The following is a 17375-nucleotide window of genomic DNA, read 5'->3' as shown; positions in this document are numbered from 1 at the left end:
GATTGCGCCTCCTGCTCAACGGCCGGCGATGGACTTGGAATAGCAGTGGAAGCCAACCGCCCTGCGCCCCGCATGAGCAGCCTTTCGACCACCCAATCGGCCTTCGCTGATGGACGACAGGGAAAGTTCGACCTTGCCGGCGAATACGTCAAACACCACCGAGCAGGCGCCGTTCTTCTTGCTGAAATAGACCAGCGACGCATCGCACCCGCCCTCGAAGGTGCCGAGCACGGCCTGGCCTTCCTGCTCCTGAAAGACGGCCTGCGCATGTCCTGCCGGGGGTACGACCACCCGATCGCCCAATTTCAGTACCTGGCCGACTTCTGCGGCCAGCAACCGGCCGTGGCGCATGATCTGCACATCCGGGCTGCACTGGATCAGCATGGCATTGAGACCTTCGTCGCTCAACGGTGCGGAGGGAGATAAAGAGACCACGGAAGACCTCCCGGGCTTCAGGCAAGACTTTTCGACCTGCGCCCACATGCGCGGCTGCGTGCTGGGAAGAGATGCGGAGAGGGCGGACATGGAACCTCCTGGGGCCGGAAAGCGGAAAACACACGGGGGACGGTCACCGCGACAGCCCCTTGTGTATTCCGCTGCAACATGCATGCCATCTGCCGCACCGCGCGGGCCTGCCTGCCACCCTCCTCCCAAGTCATTGATTTATATGGAAAGGGTAGGAGACTGTGCCTGATGGATGCGGGCGCTGTTACGGTTGGTGTCACGTAACAGCAGGATGTAACGACCACCACAACGGAACATGGAAGGACGTTGCCTGCACGCCCGCTTTTCTCTACAGCGCGCCGGCGGGTCCGCACGGCATTTCGGGTTGTCCTGACATTTTTTTGATAGGTCTTATAATTGACTATACATATAAGACAATCCTTCCCAGAACCCACGCTCCTTGTTGCCATGAAATTCACCCTGAATGGTCAAGAAGTGGACGCCCAGGGCGCCACTCCCGACACTCCTCTTCTCTATGTGCTGCGCAATGACATGCAGCTCAACGGCCCCAAGTTCGGCTGCGGCCTGGGCGAATGCGGCGCCTGCGCGGTGCTGATCGACGGCAAGGTGGCGCGCTCGTGCTCCGTGCCCGTGAGCGTGGTGGCAGGCAAGCAGGTCACGACGCTGGAAGGACTGTCGCCCGAAGCCAGCAAGGCCGCCGGCGAGCAGGCGCTGCACGACCGCGCCGTGCTGGACGTGAGCGCCGCAGGCCATGGCGACAAGAGCGATGCCCAGCCTCGCCGCACCTACACGCTGCATGTGGTGCAGCAGGCCTTCATCGATGCGCAGGCTGCGCAGTGCGGCTACTGCACCAACGGCATGATCATGGCGCTGGTAGGCCTGTTCAACCACAAGCCCCAGGCCAGCGACGACGAGGTCAAGCAGGCGCTGTCCGGCCACCTGTGCCGCTGCGGCACCCACGTGGAAATCATGCAGGCCGCGGCTCGTGCCCGCGAGCTGATCGCCCAGGGCCGCAGCGCGGCAATTCCCGCCGCATCCTCCTCTTCCACCGTCGCGAAGGCTGCCTGATCATGAAATTCTTCGCTTCGAACCAGGCCTCCCATCCCGCCCAGCTCACCCGCCGCCAGTTGCTCAAGGCCGGGGGCATGCTCATGGTCGGCACCGTTGCCGGCGGCCATCTGCTGATGGCGCAGACCGCTCCTGAAGCAGCAGCAGCAGCCAAGGGCCCCTTCCCGGTGCCGGCCGCCAACTTGGTGGACAGCTTCATCGCCATCGGCGCCGATGGCTCGGTGACGGCCTACAACGGCCACGTCGACCTGGGCACCGGCGTGCGCACCGCCCTGGGCCAACTGGTGGCCGACGAGCTGCATGTGGACTTTGCCGCCGTGACCATGGTGCTGGGCCACACGGCCCGCACGCCGGACCTGGGCCCCACGATTGCGAGCAACACCATCCAGGTCTCCTCACTGCCCATGCGCAAGGCGGCGGCCCAGGTGCGCCAGCTGCTGATCCAGCTGGCCAGCGAAAAGCTGGGCGTGCCCGCCGAGCGCCTCACCACCGAAAAAGGCTTCGTGCTCGGCGCGGGCAAGCGCATCGGCTACGGCGATCTGGTGCAGGGCCAGGACCTGCAGCTGCCCATCGACGACAAGATCGAGCTGCGCAAGTCGGGCTTCGAATACATCGGCAAGAGCGTGCAGCGCGTGGACATTCCCAACAAGGTGCTGGGCGCGCTCACCTACATCCATGACCTGCGCGTGCCCGGCATGCTGCACGGCCGCGTGATCCGCCCGCCTTACACGGGCGCCGATGCATCGGCCCCGCTGGGCTCCAGCCTGGTGTCGGTGGACGAGAAGTCCATTGCCCACCTGCCCGGCATCGTCAAGGTCGTGGTCCAGGGCGACTTCGTGGGCGTGGTGGCCGAGCGCGAGGAGCAGGCCATTGCCGCCATGCGCCAGCTCAAGGTGCAGTGGAAGGAATGGGCCGGCCTGCCCGACCTGTCGCTGTCCGGCCTGCACAAGACGCTGGCCGACCATCCCAAGACCGACCGCATGCTGCGCGAGGACGAAGGCTCGCTGCAAGCCCTGGAGCAGGCCAAGACCCCGTTGGCGCGCGAGTATGTGTGGCCCTATCACATCCACGGCTCCATCGGTCCCTCCTGCGCCGTCGCCGAAGTGAGCGGCGGCAGGATCCAGGTCTGGACCGGGTCGCAGAACCCGCATGACGTGCGCAACGACGTGGCCAAGCTCATGGATGTGGCGGCCGACAACATCAACGTCACCCGCATGGAAGCCTCGGGCTGCTACGGCCGCAACTGCGCCGACGATGTGGCCTCCGACGCCGTGCTGCTGGCCGCCGCCGTGGGCAAGCCCGTGCGCGTGCAGCTGATGCGCGAGCAGGAAGCCGGCTGGGAGCCCAAGGGCACGGGCCAGCTGATCCGCATCCGCGGCGGCCTGGACGAGCACAACAACGTGGCGGCCTACGAGCTGCGCACCTGCTACCCGTCCAACAACGCGTCTGCGCTGGCCCTGATCCTGACAGGCAAGGTCTCGGCCAAGGTCGATCCGCAGCAGATGGGCGACCGCACGGCCATTCCGCAGTACGAATACCCCAAGATGCGCGTGATCTCGCAGGACGCCGTGCCCATCGTGCGCGCCTCGTGGATGCGCGGTGTCTCGGCCCTGCCCAATGTGTTCGCCCACGAATCGTGGATCGACGAATGCGCCTACCTGGCCAAGGCCGACCCCATCGAGTACCGCCTGCGCTATCTCAAGGATCCGCGCGCCGTGGCGCTGATCCAGGAAGCCAGGAAGCAGTGCGGCTGGGTGGAAGGCCCGGCCCACCGCAACCCGGCTCCCGCGGACCAGCGCCTGGTCAAGGGCCGCGGCTTTGCCTATGCCCGCTACTTCCACAGCAAGTTCCCGGGCTATGGCGCGGCATGGGCGACCTGGGTGGTCGATGTGACCGTGGACCGCGAGACCGGCGAAGTCAAGGTGGACAAAGTCTTTGTCGCCCAGGATACCGGTGCCATGGTCAATCCCGCCGGCGTGCGCCACCAGGTGCACGGCAACGTGGTGCAGTCCACCAGCCGCGTGCTCAAGGAGTTCGTGACCTTCGACAAGCAGGGCGTGACCTCGCTGGAATGGGGCGGCTACCCCATCCTGCGCTTTGACGAGCTGCCCGAGATCGACTCCCTGCTGGTCGAGCGTCCCGACGAGCCCTCGATGGGCGCCGGCGAATCGGCCTCCGTGCCCAGCGCCGCCGCCGTGGGCAACGCCATCTTCGACGCCACCGGCGTGCGGCTGTTCGAAGTGCCGTTCACGCCCAGCCGCGTGCTGGCAGCGCTCAAGGCCGCCAAGGCTGCAGCACCGGCTGCCGCTTCGTCCAAGTGACCCACAAGACAAAGAACACAACCATGCGAACGTTCAAGAAAATCGTTGCCGGCGGCGTGGCCCTCGTGGCCGTGCTGGCCGCAGCCGGCCTGGCGCTTACCCACCAGGGCGAAATCGCTCCGCAGGCCGGCATTCCCACGGCCGAGTTCTCGCCCCAGCAGATCGCCAAGGGCAAGCTGCTGGCCGAGATGGGCGACTGCGCCGTCTGCCACACCGCTGCCGGCGGCCAGCGCAATGCCGGCGGCCTGGCAATGCCCAGCCCCTTCGGCACCATCTACACCAGCAACATCACGCCCGATGCGCAGACCGGCATCGGCAGCTGGAGCTTCGAAGCCTTCGAGCGCGCCATGCGCCATGGCGTGGACCGCGAGGGCAACTACCTCTATCCGGCCTTCCCCTACACGGCCTTCAGCCGCGTGACCGACGAGGACATGAAGGCCCTCTATGCATACCTGATGAGCGAGCCGGCGGTGCAGAACACGCCGCCCAAGACCGCGCTGGACTTCCCCTACAACATCCGCCGCGGCATTGCCGCCTGGAACTGGCTGTATCTCAAGCCCGGTGTGGTCAAGGACGACGAAACGCAGGCGCCCGAATGGAACCGCGGCGCCTACCTGGTCGAAGGCCTGGGCCACTGCAGCGCCTGCCACACGCCGCGCAACGGCCTGGCGGCCGAGAAGACCGGCGAATTCCACTTCGCCGGCGGCAGCGCCGAAGGCTGGGATGCGCCGGCCCTGACCGCGAAGTCGCCCTCGCCCCTGCCGTGGACGCATGCGGACCTGGTGACCTACATGAAGAACGGCTTCTCGCCGCGCCACGGCGTGGCGGCCGGCCCCATGGCGCCCGTGGCCCATGGCCTGTCGCAGCAGTCGGACGAGGACCTGAACGCGATTGCCACCTATCTGATGTCTTACCGCGACGCCAAGGCGCCTGCCGGCGACGCCCAGGCGCTGATCCGGGAAAAGACCGCCACCCCGAAGCTGGCACTGGACGCCGAAGGCTACCGCCTCTACCAGGGCGCCTGCATGGGCTGCCACCGTGCCGATCCTTCGGGCAGCACCTTCGGCGTGCGCCCCCAACTGGCGCTGAACACCAGCCTGCATGCCGCCTCGCCCGACAACGCCATCCTGTCCGTGCTGGAGGGCATACAGAAACCTGCCCACCCCGACCTGGGAACCATGCCGGCCTTCCGCCACAACCTGAGCGACGCCCAGATCGCCACGCTGCTCAACACCATGCGCGCGCAGTACGGCTTGCAGGAGTGGAAGGATCTGCCGGCCAAGGTGGGCCAGTTGCGCCAGCAGACGGCCGCGCACTGATCCCTGGCAGGCCCTGCCCCGCGCCGGCCGATGGCCAGTCAGGGGCAGCGCAGCCGGCCTTTCCGCTCCCCTGCCGCAGCTGCGGCCAAGACTGGGGTTGGCGGAAAGGCCTTTTTTCTTGCATTGCCCGGCCGTACAGCGAACACTCCGGCGGCAGACATGCTCTCCTCAGGGCCGGTGGGCCGCCACCTGCACAGGCCATCAGGGCTGAGGGAAAATGCCTTGGACTGCCCCGCCGCTGCACTGCTGCGGCCCCTGCGACAAAGGACCCCAAATGGACAATATCGACGTCATGGTGCTCAAGGCCCTGCGCGACTGGCGCCAGGCCGGCCAGCGCGCGCTGCTCGCCACCGTGGTGCGCACCTGGGGCTCGTCCCCGCGTCCCGTCGGCTCCATGATGGCGCTGCGCGAAGACGGCCGTGCCATCGGCTCCGTATCGGGCGGCTGCATCGAGGACGACCTGATCGCCCGCCACACGCGGGCACTGGGCGGTGCCGGCATTCCCGAGGGCACGCCCCAGCTGGTGCGCTATGGCGTGAGCGCCGACGAGGCCCACCGCTTCGGCCTGCCCTGCGGCGGCACGCTGGAGCTGCTGCTGGAATTCAACCCCGACGCGGCCAGCCTGCAGCAGCTGGTCGACCGGCTCGAAAGCGGCTCGCTGGTGGAGCGCCGTGTGGATTGCGAAACCGGCGCCGTCACGCTGCAGGCGGCCGGGCAGCCCGAAGCCCTGGAGTTCGACGGCCACACGCTGGTCAACCACCTGGGCCCCGGCTACCGCATGCTGCTCATCGGCGCCGGCGCCCTGGCCGAATACCTGGCCACCATGGCCTTGTTCAACGGCTTCACGGTCACGGTGTGCGACCCGCGCGAGGAATACATGGGCAGCTGGTCGGTGGACCAGGTCCACAAGATCACGGACATGCCCGACGATGCCGTCACGGCCTTCAGGCCCGATGCGCGCAGCTGCATTGTTGCGCTCACGCACGATCCCAAGCTCGACGACCTGGCCCTGCTGGAAGCCCTGCACAGCCCCGCCTTCTATGTGGGTGCCATCGGTTCGCGGCGCAACAACCACACGCGGCGCGAGCGCATGATCGAGCACTTCGGCGAGACCGAGGTCTCGCTGGCCCGGCTGCGCGGCCCCATCGGGCTGTACATCGGCAGCAAGACGCCCGCCGAGATCGCCGTCAGCGTGATGGCCGAAATCCTGGCCGTCAAGAACGGCGTGCCCCTGCCACGCGAAATGTCGGTGGAAACCGCCAAGCAGGAACACGACATCGCCATGAGCGACAGCGGCCTGCAATGCGCGCTGCCGCAGATCCTGGATCCCGAGGCGACGGCCCGGCGCCACTGAGGCACGACCCTGGATGTTGCAAGCCCTGCCGGCCCTGACCCGCAGGGCTTTTTTCATGGGGCCGCCAGCACGGGCGCAGCTCCTGGCAGCTTGCGGGTTGGGGTATCTACATATGTATCAAAATACAATCAAAGTGTCACAATGAAACAAAAGCTCCAGACACAGGCCTTGTCCGCGCGCCGTATGCTGCGGCACCCTGCCCATGACAGTCCCTACTTCCAGACGCGCACGAACACAGTGGCTGCCAGGTATTGCAGTGGCCGTGCTGGGACTGGCTCTGACTTTCTGGCTCGCTCATCTGCAGCGCAAATCCAGCGAGACGCTGGCACAGCTGCGGTTCACCGAAGAGGTGCGCGCCTCGTCCAACGCCCTTTCGCAGCGCCTCAATGCCTATACGGAAGTCGTCAACGGCCTGCGGGACCTGTTCCTGCTCAAGCCCCACCTGAGCCGGCGCGAATTCGACCGCATCGTGGCCGAGCGCAATCTCCAGCGCCACTATCCTGAAATCAAGAACCTCTCGTTCGCGCGCTGGGTTCCGCTGGAGCAACTGAGCGCTTTCGAGTTGCGGCGGCGCGCACAGGCCCCGGCGGGCGAGGCGTTCAATCCCGTGCATCCCGCTTACTGGCATGCCGACTACCACATCAACGAATATGTGTGGCCGATGGAAGGCAACAGCGGCGTGCCGGGCCTGGACATCACGTCGCAGCCGGCCAACCTCGAAGCCCAGCTGGTGGCGCGCGGCACCGGCCGCACCGCCCTGTCGGCGCCGTTCACGCTGGTGCAGGAAAGCGATCTTCCCACCGGCATCGTGCTCAGGGCACCGGTCTTCAAGACCGGCAATGCCGCCAGCCTCAGCGAAGACTTCCTCGGCACGGCGGCCGTCAGCATCCGTGTCGCCGACATGGTCCGCGCCGTGCATGCCAACGGCTTTCTCAACAACGTCGCGGTGCGCATCGACGACACAGGGCCCATGGGCCGGCCGCATGCGCCGCCCCAGCCGCTGTATGCCTCTGCGGACTGGCCCGCTGCCGGACCGCAGGAGACACAGGAGCTGCAGCTGCATGGCCGGCGCTGGCGCCTGGTGTTCAGGCCCATGGGCGTGGCGCTGTCCACGACGGAAAAATTCGCACCCCACTGGATCGCGGGCATGGGCATGGCGATCTCCCTGCTGCTTGCGGCCCTCGTCACGCTGCTGGTGCGCCTGCGCATGCAGGCCCTGCAGGAAGCGGAAATCTCCAGCGAGGCCTTGCAGCAAAGCGAAAGCAGCCTGCGCGCCATCTTCAACCAGGCGGCCGTCGGCGTCGCACAGGTGCAGATGGCCACGGGCCGGGCCGTGCGCATGAACGAGCGCTACAGCACCATCCTCGGCTATACCTTGGAAGAGCTCTACGCCATGAGCTTCCTGGACCTTTCCCATGTCCAGGGCCTGGACAGGGACCTGGAACAGCTGGAAAGGCTCAAGTCCGGCGAGATTCGCGAATACCAGCTCGAAAAATGCCTGCGGCGCAAGGACGGGCGCGAAATCTGGATCGACCTTTCGGTCTCGTCGATGGGCGCCCAGGACGAGGAAGGCCTGTACTACATTGCCGTGGTCCAGGACATCACGGCGCGCCGGCTGCTCGAGGACTCCCTGCGCGACAGCGAACGCTATCTGCGCAACATCCTGCGCCATCTGCCCGTGGGACTGAGCATCGTGCGAGAGGACGGCCGCTTTACCTTCAGCAACGACTGCAATGTCCAGATCTGCGGCTACAGCGTCGAGGACATACCGAATGCCGAGGCATGGTGGCGCCAGGTCTATCCCGATCCGCAGGTGCGCGAGAACGCCCGCCGCAGCTGGCTCGCCGACTGCATGCAGGCGCGCCAGAACAACGGCCACATTCCCGCCCGCGAATACGAGATCCGCTGCAAGAACGGCCAGATGCGACTGGTGGAGATCGCCGGCATCGCGCTGGATGAAGACTACCTGGTCACCATGGTGGACCTGAGCCAGCGCAAGGCCGCCGAGGACAAGATCCGCCACCTGGCCTACTACGACCCGTTGACGCATCTGCCCAACCGCCGCATGCTGCGCGACCACCTGCAGCAGGTGCTCGACGCCCAGGCACACCGCAACGGCTGGGGGGCGCTGCTGCTGCTGGACATCGACAACTTCAAGACACTCAACGACACGCGCGGCCATGACCAGGGCGATGCGCTGCTGTGCGAGGTGGCGCGCCGGCTGCGCAACGGGACTGCCGGCCGCCACATGGTGGCGCGCCTGGGCGGCGACGAGTTCGTGGTCGTGTTCGAGGACCTGGCCGACAGCCCCGGACAGGCCCAGGCGCTGGCGCGGGAAAAAGGCTCGCGCATCCTGGCCCTGCTGCGCGAGCCCTATCCGCTCGAGGGCGAGGCCTTCCATGCCACGGCCAGCATCGGCGTGACGGTCTTCTCGGGAGCGCAGGAACAGATCTCCGACCTGCTCAAGCGCGCCGACCTGGCCATGTACCAGGCCAAGGCCACGGGACGCAATGCGCTGGAGTTCTACGACCCGCAGCTGCAGGCCGTGGTGCGGGCGCGGGCCCGGCTCGTGGCGGACATCCGCGCCGGCATTGCCGCCGGCCAGTTCGAGCTGTTCTACCAGCCCCAGGTGCAGGGGAACTCCGTCTGCGGCTGCGAAGCGCTGCTGCGCTGGCGCCATCCGCGCGAAGGCTACGTCTCCCCGGCGGTCTTCATTCCGCTGGCCGAGGAAACCGGGCTGATCCTGCAGCTGGGCGAATGGGTGCTGCAGGCCGCCTGCCGGCAGCTCGCCACCTGGGCGCAGGAGCCCAGGCTGGCCCATCTCACGCTGGCCGTCAACGTCAGCCCGCGCCAGTTCCGCCAGCCGGGCTTCGTCGGCCAGGTGCTGGCCGCGCTGGCCAGCGCCGGCCCACGCCCGCACAAGCTCAAGCTGGAGCTCACCGAAGGACTGCTGCTGGACAACCTCGAGGACACCATCCGGAAGATGGGCGAGCTCAAGGCCCATGGCGTGGGGTTTGCGCTGGACGACTTCGGCACCGGCTACTCCTCGCTGTCCTATCTCAAGCGCCTGCCGCTGGACCAGCTCAAGATCGACCAGGGCTTTGTGCGCGACGTGCTCACCGATCCCAACGATGCCACCATTGCGCGCACCATCGTCGCGCTGGGTACCAGCCTGGGCCTGCATGTGATCGCGGAAGGCGTGGAAACCGAGGCGCAGCGCCTGTTCCTGCAGGCCCATGGCTGCCATGCCTGGCAGGGCTACCTGCTGAGCCCGCCCGTTTCGGCCGAGCGCTTCGGGGCCTTGCCGCTGACCTACGGGCTGCCCGTCCAGGCCCGGCTGCGCGAAAGCGGGGCCCGCTGACGGAGCATGCCGCAGCCGGGCTGTGCGCCGCCTGCACCCCGCGGCGGCCGATGAAACACACGGTTTCATAACCATAGCAACAAACTGCGTCTGCAAAGGCGCAGCAGCGATTTTCAAAGGCATTGTCGGCGTACCATCGCCGACTGCATGACGACCGCCAAGAACAAAAATACGCCAGCGCGCAAGCGCAGTTCCGCCAAGAAGAAAACCCGCTCGGGTTTCAGCCGCTTCCAGAAGTTTTCCGCCTCGGCGCTGGCCGCGGCGCTGGCCAGCTTCCAGATTGCCAGCTGCAGCTTCAACCCGCACTGGAGCCTTGGCCAGCTCGGCGCCGCCGCGCTTTCGGCCATCCATATTCCGGCGCTCGAAAGCCTGCGCAAATCCGGCTGGCCTGCGGACACCGGCAACACGCACCGGCCTGCACCAGGCCACGCCGGCCAGGGCACGGCAAGCGCGGGCCACCACAGGCCGTCGGGCACCACGGCCGGCCAGCCCACGCGCACGGCCGCTTCGTCGGCCACTTCCTTCGCCAGTTGCCCGCAGTTCTTTCCCGGCGGCCGCGCGCCGTCGCTGCAGGTCCAGCCCCAGCAGCGCGAGCTGTGCTTCAGCGGCTTTGCCGTGCTGCACAGCGGGCTGACCAAGACGCCGGTCTTCGTGGCCGAACGCCTCAACCGCCAGCAGCTGCTGCAGGGCCAGGGGCTGCAGCGCACCGACAAGTTCTATGCGGATGCGCGCCTGCCGCGCATGGAACGCTCGGAGCTCGACGACTACAAGCGCTCGGGCTTCTCGCGCGGCCACATGGCGCCGGCCGCGGACATGGCCTCGCCCGAGGCCATGGCCCAGAGCTTCAGCCTGGCCAACATGGTGCCGCAGAACCAGGTGCACAACGCCGGCGTGTGGGCCAAGGTGGAGGAGGACACGCGCAAGTACGCCCTGCGCGCCCAGGGCGATGTGTTCGTGTTCACGGGCCCGGTGTTCAGCGGCCCGGTCCAGACCATCGGCGCCAACCAGGTGCATGTGCCGGACTACCTGTTCAAGCTGGTCTACGACGCCACCACGGGCCGCAGCTGGGTCTACTGGCAGGCCAACAGCGCCGACACCCGCATGGGTCCGCCGATCAGCTACGAGGAATTCACGCGCCGCACGGGCATGCCGCTGCTGGCCAACGTGCGCTTGCCCCGCGCCTGATGCTCATAAAAAATGAGCTGCCGGCGCCTTTCATCCCGATCGTTGGCATGGATTCATCCACGATGACGAGAAGGAGCGGGCGCAGGCAGCTCTCTTTTTTTGAGGGTACCGGTCAGAAGGTGAGGACCTTGTCGGCTTCGAGCGTCCAGTCGGCCAGCTCGGGCAGCGTGCCGATTTCCACGCCCCCGATCAGGGTCAGCTCGGCCAGGCCGCGCGCCAGCGCGCAGGTGCGGCACAGCTTGAGGGTCACGCCCTCGGCCACCAGCTGCTCGACCATGGCCTGCAGGCCGCTGCCCGCGCCGTCGTGCTGATGGGGCAGGCCCACCACGGTGGCGTCGGACATCAGAAACAGCTTGACCTCGGGCCGCGCATCGTGGCCGCGCAAGGCCATGGCCACGCGCAGGGCGGACAGGCAGCGCTCGCTGCCATAAGGCGCGGCATGGACGATCACAACGATTTTTTGTGTCATGGCGAAATTCTCGAACGGTGATTCAGAGCACAGCGCTTAACCCGGCACGACCCAACTCAGAGATGCCGACCAAGAGCCGCCTCGCGGCGGGGGCGCCTAGCTGAAGGCATCGTCCCCCTCCCGTAGCGCGCAGCGCGTAGAAAGAGAGCGCCCGGCTAGGGGAAAGAGAGCGCCCGGCTAGGGGAAAGCGGCGGGGCCGCCCAGGCAAAGCCGCTTCGGGGGAGCAACCTCATCTACGGATGAGGTACCGAATGGTCGGCCCGTCCTGCTGGATCTCCAGCACCTCGTAGCCGTGGTTCTTGGCGTCGAGCGGAATGTTGTTGATCGACTGCGGGCAGTCCGACACCACTTCCAGGATCTGGCCGGGCAGCAGCTGGGGCATGGCCTCCAGCGTGGCCACGGCGGGATAGGGACAGGGCTCGCCCACCATGTCGAGGCGGAAATCGGGCACGTATTGCGGTTGGCTCATGAGGATTCCTTGGTTGTTCAGGCTGCCTGCAGCGCGGCGGCCGCACGCTGCTTTTGGGCGAAGAAGCGCTTTTCCCACCACAGCACCAGGGCCAGCGCCACGCCCAGCATCGCATAGGTGGCCAGCAGCCCGCCCTGGGGGCCGAGCTCCCGCAGCAGGTTGACCTTGTCGTAGTTGACGGCGATCACGGGCGCGATGTCGTCCCAGACCAGCGCCAGCAGCGTGGAGCCGATGATGTTGCCCAGGCCCACCCACCAGTAGTGCACCTGGCCTTCGACGGCGCGGTACATCCAGCCCGTCTCGCAGCCGCCGGCCAGCACGATGCCGAAGCCGAACAGCAGGCCGCCGATCACGGCGTTCGGTCCGGCCCAGAAGATCTTGGGGTCCATGCCCAGCTGCACATAGCTGTAGATGCCGATGGTGCCCACGGCCATGCCCGCGATGATGGCCTTGGCCATCTGCGTGCGGCCCGTGATCCACAGGTCGCGGAAGGCCGAGGTGAAGCAGACCTGCGCACGCTCGATGATCAGGCCGAAGGCCAGGCCGAACAGCGCGGCAAAACCCAGCTTGGGCGCGTCGAAGACCTTGGCCACGGCCCAGACCACGAAGGCCAGGAACAGCGCCATGCCGATGCGAAAGCGGTGCCGGGCCTGGGCTTCGCGCCGGCCCAGCGGCTGCGGCGCACTGACCTTCTGCAGCTTCACCGGAATGCGGAAGACGGGCAGCAGGCTGACCTTGGCGCCTGCCAGCGAACCGATGGCCGTGGCTATCGCGAAGAACCAGGCATGCAGCGAGAACTGCGGAATGCCCGTGAAGAAGGCCGCCAGATTGCAGCCCATGGCCAGCCGCGCGCCAAAGCCCGCGATGATGCCGCCGACGATGGCCTGGAACACGCGGATGCGGTGGTTGGGCAGGCGCAGCTTGACATTGTTGGCCCACAGCGCGGCCGAGAAGCAGCCCACGAACATGCCGATGATCATCACCCCGTCGACGCGCGTGAGCGGCGTGCCCTGCAGGCCGATGACCTTGAAGTAGCCCCAGCCGGACAGGTCCACGCCGAGGAACTGCAGAATATGCCCGCCCCAGCGGGTGAATTCGCCGGTCACGGCCCAGAAGGTGCCGGTGATGCCGAAGTAGTACGCGGAGAGAACGCCTGCCGCAATCACTGCGGGTACGGGCGACCAGAAGCGCACCAGGTATTGGTGTTTGAAGTCTTGCCAGCTCATGCCTTGCTTTCCCGCCGCGCGGGTGGGCGCGGCGCATTTTCCGAAGCACCAGAGAAAAAACGCAAAAACCACGGAGATTTCTGCGCTTTCAAGGTTCTGGTGAACGGCTACCAAAAGGTGCCCATCCATGGGCTGCGAGCCCGGCCCTTGCGGACCCTCGGCTCACATGAGCGGCCATTATCCGCCGGCAGGTCCGCCATCGTGCCGGCGAAGAACTTGCCTTATCAAATTGCCTTACTTAGAAGCGGGTGCCGCTGCGGCGTCCGGAGCCGCTGCAGCGGGTGCAGCGGGTGCAGCAGAGGCGGCCGGCGCCGGCTCGGCCGTGGCCGCAGCCGCGGCGGTGGAAGCACCGTGCTGCCAGCCCGCCGGCAGCACGCCGTCCAGCCAGTGCATGCGCCAGGCCAGCAGCAGGGCCGCGGCCAGCACGGCCAGCGCGCACAGCGTGTTGCGCAGGCCGTGCCTGTCGGCATAGGGATCGGCCAGGCTGCGGCGCGCGTTCAAGGGCACCTTGGCCGTCTGCGACAGGCTGCGCCCCAAGCTCAGGTTGATGTTCATGCGGCCGTTGATGGCCCAGCCGCTGGCATCCAGGATCGGGCCCAGGCTGCGCTGGCGCAGCTTGAGCCAGGCGATCATCATGCTGGGGCCGGAGATGGCCAGGATGATGCCCAGCAGGGCCACCGGAATCCACGGGCCCAGCTCGATGAACTTGCCGAAGATGCCCACCGCCACGGCGCTCAGCGAGCCCAGGGCCACGCCGATGGCGGCCACCGTGCCCACGTCCGTCTTGCGCGCGGCCGCGGCGGGCGCAGGCGCCAGGTCCCTGGGCGCCGTCGCGAGCCTGGCCGCGCTGTCGCCGAGGCTGGCATTGACCACGTCGTTCTTGGCCGCCGCATGCTTGGCCACCTGCTCCTCCACCATGCGCAGGAACTTCTTGTACGGCGAGAAGAACGCCTGGCCGATGCTGGTGGGGTTGTCGATGAGCTTGACGATGGTGGCGTCCCAGTCGTTGCCGGCACGGTCGTAGAAAACCCCGTTGCGGCCCACGAACAGGAAATCCACATCGCCGGCCGTGAAGGCCGCCACGATGGTTTTCTTCTCGCTGCCGCGCCGGCATTCGCAATAGGCCAGATAGGTCTTGGCCATGGCGGCCAGCGCCGCGTGCGCACCCGCGTCGGCCACCTCCACGGTCAGGTCGCAGCTGCGCCCGTCCAGGAACAGCGTGCCGGCCTGGAAGGCCGCGCCCTCGCGGCGGTAGAAGCAGGAGAACGAAACGAAGTTGTTGAGCAGCGCCAGCAGGTCGCGCTGCAGGCGGATCAGCTTTTCCAGCGCCTGCGCCTGCAGGCTGTGCTCCTTCTCCGCCTCGTCCTGCTCCAGCAAGGCCATCAGTGCGGCCTGCAGGCCGCTGTCCAGCAGTTCCTGCACCTGTACTTCGGTCAGCGCGCCCAGCGGCGTGGCCGGGCACGCGGCCAGCCATTGCTGGCACTGGGCCAGCCTGGCCTTGAGCTGCTCCCACTGCGCTTCGTCCAGCACCGTCAGCGCCTGGCCGAACACCGGCTCCACCGCCTGCTCGCGCAGGACTTGCAGCGCAGCGGCCCAGGCGGGATTGACGCCCTGCACCAGCGGCAGGCGGCGTTCGCCGGTGACGGAAGCCAGCGGCAGCGCCGCAATCGCTTCGGAGCTGCCGCTGAGCACGCTCTGGCCCAGGGCCGCATAGCCCTCTTCGGCGGGATTGAGCGGCAGCTGCGCCCGGGGATCGAACTCCACCAGCCGCGCACGCGCAAAGAAGTCGTCCACCTTGGCCTGCACTGCATTCACGGCCTCGGCCGCAGCCAGCGCACGCGCCCGCGGCTGCAGATGGCAGCCCAGCTCGGCGGCCTGGGCAAACCAGGCCTGCAGTGCCTGCACATCGGCAAAAAAGGCCTCGGCCTTGGCGCGGTCGATGCCGGGCACGCCATCGCAGCCGTCCACGGCGCCATAGGTTTCCTGGATGCGGGAGATCAGCGCGGCCAGCGCTTCGTCGCCCCCGGCCGTGGCGGCGCTGATCACGCCGTCGCCGTTGAAGCGCAGGGCCTGCAGCGAAGCCAGGCGCTCCTGCACCTGGGCCAGCGTCAGCGACGTGGCCTCGGGGCTCCCGGCCAGGGCCAGCACCCGCTGCGCCTCGGCCAGCAGCAGTGCGCCCTGCTCGGTGTCGGCGTTGATGCTGGCCAGCTGCAGCACATCACCGCCATCGGCCAGCACCTGCGGATCGCGCACGCAGGACACGGCCCACTCGCAGGCGGCCACCAGTTCGGGCGGGCGGATGCGCCCGTCCTTGCTGGTATCGATCAGATCCAGCGTCGCGCTGTCGAACTCGATGCCCCGCGTGGGACAGGCCAGCGCCACCCACAGCTTCTGGTCCAGCTCTCCTATGTGGGCAATGTCCTGGCCGGTGCGGATCACCACCTGATCCACCTCGCCGGCGCGGAAGAACTGCCACTCGTACTGCTGCTGCATGAAAACCCAAACTCCCGGGCATGTCGCCCTGTTGACCCTGTCCATCGCGCGCCCGGGCATGTTCCGCAATGGGCGCGTGCTACAAAAGGCGAAGAGTTTAAAAGTCATTTCGGCCGCCGAATTGGTGACATTTGTGAAATCCTGAAGGGCTTGCCGGCCGCCACCCTGCGGGCGGCCCCGATGGCGGCGCCATGGCGGCATGCCACAATCTGCGCCCATGGCCTCCGCTCCGGACACCGTCTCCCTCGCCTCTTCGCAGCCCCCTGCCTCCGGCACGGCTGCCGACGCCCATGCCGCAGCATCCGGCGGGGCGTCCGGCACCTCGCGCCTGCCGCCCTCGGTGGCCGGTGCCTTTGCGGCCGCTGCCTATGCCTTGCAGCACAGCACGCAGGGCGGCGCGCCAGGGGCATCCGATGCCCCCGCCGGCCCGCCCTACGACGAGGAAACCGGGCTGCTGCCCCAGCTCTATGCCAGCCGCCTGGGGCCGCGCACGCGTGCTTCTTCGCGCGCCTACTACCTGCGCCAGTTCGCGCGCTTCGACGCGCTGGACAAGGGACTGCCCAGCTGGAATGCGGCCGCCGGTTTTTTCACCCTGGCCTGGTGCTGCTGGCGCGGCCTGTGGACCGAAGCCGGCCGCTACCTGGGCTGCGTGACCGTGGCGGCGCTTGCCTGGTGGTGGGGCATCCGGCCGTCCATGCCTGCGCCCATGGCCTATGGCGTGGCCGCCGCGCTATGGCTGGCCGCCGTGGTCGTGCCCGGGCTCATGGGCAATGGCTGGCTGTGGCGCCAGGTCCGCGCGCAGACACTGCGCGCCATCACGGGCTCGGCCACCGTCGCCCAAGCGCACGAGAAGCTGGCCGCACAGGCCGGCACGCCCCGCCAGCAGATCCTGGCCGGACTGGTCGCCGCACTGCCGATCGCCGCGGCGGCCGGCGCCGGCCTGGCCTGGCTGACGGCGCAGCAGCATGCCGCGCCGCCAACTGCGCCCTCTCCTGCCAGCCCGGCTCCCGCCGCCCTACCTGCCGCATCGGCCCCGGCGCCGGCTCCTTCACCAGTGCCCCTGCCTGCCACGGCAGATGCCGAGCCCGCACCGCCTGCAGTGCCTGCCGTACAGCCCGCGCCACAGGCTGCGGCAGAACCGCCGCCCGATCCCGCCCCCGCATCGAAACCGCAGCCGGAACACCCATCCGCCCCGCCCAAGGCCCAGGCGCCCGTGCCGCAACCGGCGAAGGCCGGCGCAGCACCCGAGCCCGCCCAGGCCGGTGCGCAAGCCCCTGCGGCACAGCTGCAGCCCGGGCGCTTCTATCTGAATGTGGGCGTGTTCTCCGACCAGGCCAATGCGCAGCGCACCGCGGCGCTGCTGCAGGACGCCGGGCTCACGCCCATGGCGCAGACGCTGCACAGCAACAAGGGCGAAGTCACGCGCATCCGCACCGGCCCGTTTGCCTCGGCCAGGCAGGCCGAGAAGGCCGCCCGGCAGCTGCGCGCGCACAAGCTGGAGCCGACGGTGTTTCAATATGCAAGCCCTGACGCTCATGAAAAGAGAGCTGGCAGCGCCGTCAAATCCTGATTTTCAATGCATATCCGTCTTGGAATGACGGAGCAGCAAGCGCCAGCCGCTCCCTTTTTATGCTTTTGCGCGCAA

At 67.7% G+C, this 17375-nt stretch carries 13 protein-coding genes; 8 read left to right on the top strand and 5 right to left on the bottom strand.

What is annotated here, in order from left to right; all coding sequences use genetic code 11:
- Window positions 1-15: 15 nt before the first annotated feature.
- Entirely contained in the window at window positions 16-525 is a 510-nt protein-coding gene (locus V8Z74_RS08840; protein WP_349708922.1) for a hypothetical protein, read from the bottom strand.
- Window positions 526-912: 387 nt separating this feature from the next.
- Here V8Z74_RS08840 and V8Z74_RS08835 point away from each other — a divergent pair, with 387 nt between their 5' ends.
- From V8Z74_RS08835 to V8Z74_RS08810, 6 genes are all read left to right on the top strand, one after another.
- Window positions 913-1533, top strand: coding sequence for a (2Fe-2S)-binding protein (locus V8Z74_RS08835; protein WP_349708921.1), 621 nt, complete (start codon window positions 913-915; stop codon window positions 1531-1533).
- Between the two features lie 2 nt (window positions 1534-1535).
- Complete coding sequence (locus V8Z74_RS08830; protein ID WP_349708920.1) at window positions 1536-3854, top strand: xanthine dehydrogenase family protein molybdopterin-binding subunit; 2319 nt, start codon at window positions 1536-1538, stop codon at window positions 3852-3854.
- Window positions 3855-3877: 23 nt separating this feature from the next.
- Window positions 3878-5173, top strand: coding sequence for a c-type cytochrome (locus tag V8Z74_RS08825; protein ID WP_349708919.1), 1296 nt, complete (start codon window positions 3878-3880; stop codon window positions 5171-5173).
- Window positions 5174-5447: 274 nt separating this feature from the next.
- The gene (locus tag V8Z74_RS08820) at window positions 5448-6527 is read left to right on the top strand and encodes an XdhC family protein (protein ID WP_349708918.1); all 1080 of its coding nucleotides are present in this window, start codon (window positions 5448-5450) and stop codon (window positions 6525-6527) included.
- Between the two features lie 202 nt (window positions 6528-6729).
- Entirely contained in the window at window positions 6730-9888 is a 3159-nt protein-coding gene (locus V8Z74_RS08815; protein ID WP_349708917.1) for a bifunctional diguanylate cyclase/phosphodiesterase, read from the top strand.
- Between the two features lie 147 nt (window positions 9889-10035).
- On the top strand, window positions 10036-11073 hold the full coding sequence (locus tag V8Z74_RS08810) for a DNA/RNA non-specific endonuclease (protein WP_349708916.1): 1038 nt from the start codon (window positions 10036-10038) through the stop codon (window positions 11071-11073).
- A 112-nt stretch (window positions 11074-11185) separates the two neighbouring features.
- On the opposite strand, the gene V8Z74_RS08805 is transcribed toward V8Z74_RS08810, so the two are convergent.
- From V8Z74_RS08805 to V8Z74_RS08790, 4 genes are all read right to left on the bottom strand, one after another.
- Window positions 11186-11542 carry a DsrE/DsrF/TusD sulfur relay family protein gene (locus tag V8Z74_RS08805; protein WP_349708915.1) on the bottom strand — a complete coding sequence of 119 codons (357 nt, stop codon included), beginning with the start codon at window positions 11540-11542 and terminating at the stop codon, window positions 11186-11188.
- Window positions 11543-11771: 229 nt separating this feature from the next.
- Window positions 11772-12011, bottom strand: a complete 240-nt coding sequence (yedF, locus tag V8Z74_RS08800; protein ID WP_066483549.1) for a sulfurtransferase-like selenium metabolism protein YedF — start codon at window positions 12009-12011, stop codon at window positions 11772-11774.
- A 17-nt stretch (window positions 12012-12028) separates the two neighbouring features.
- Complete coding sequence (gene yedE / locus V8Z74_RS08795) at window positions 12029-13366, bottom strand: selenium metabolism membrane protein YedE/FdhT (RefSeq protein WP_349708913.1); 1338 nt, start codon at window positions 13364-13366, stop codon at window positions 12029-12031.
- Window positions 13367-13471: 105 nt separating this feature from the next.
- Window positions 13472-15730 carry a hypothetical protein gene (locus tag V8Z74_RS08790; RefSeq protein WP_349708912.1) on the bottom strand — a complete coding sequence of 753 codons (2259 nt, stop codon included), beginning with the start codon at window positions 15728-15730 and terminating at the stop codon, window positions 13472-13474.
- On the opposite strand from V8Z74_RS08790, the gene V8Z74_RS08785 reads away from it, so the two are divergent.
- Window positions 15729-15875: a hypothetical protein gene (locus V8Z74_RS08785; protein ID WP_349708910.1), complete on the top strand. Its 147-nt coding sequence runs from the start codon at window positions 15729-15731 to the stop codon at window positions 15873-15875. The genes V8Z74_RS08790 and V8Z74_RS08785 overlap by 2 nt on opposite strands.
- Window positions 15876-15947: 72 nt before the next feature.
- Window positions 15948-17300, top strand: a complete 1353-nt coding sequence (locus V8Z74_RS08780; protein ID WP_349708909.1) for an SPOR domain-containing protein — start codon at window positions 15948-15950, stop codon at window positions 17298-17300.
- The last annotated feature ends 75 nt before the right edge of the window (window positions 17301-17375 follow it).

It is taken from the genome of Comamonas sp. w2-DMI (genome assembly GCF_040187735.1).
Taxonomy (GTDB): Bacteria; Pseudomonadota; Gammaproteobacteria; order Burkholderiales; family Burkholderiaceae_C; genus Comamonas; species Comamonas terrae.
The sequence above is the reverse complement of the archived record's forward strand: the minus strand, read 5'-3'. Positions and strand labels throughout refer to the sequence as shown.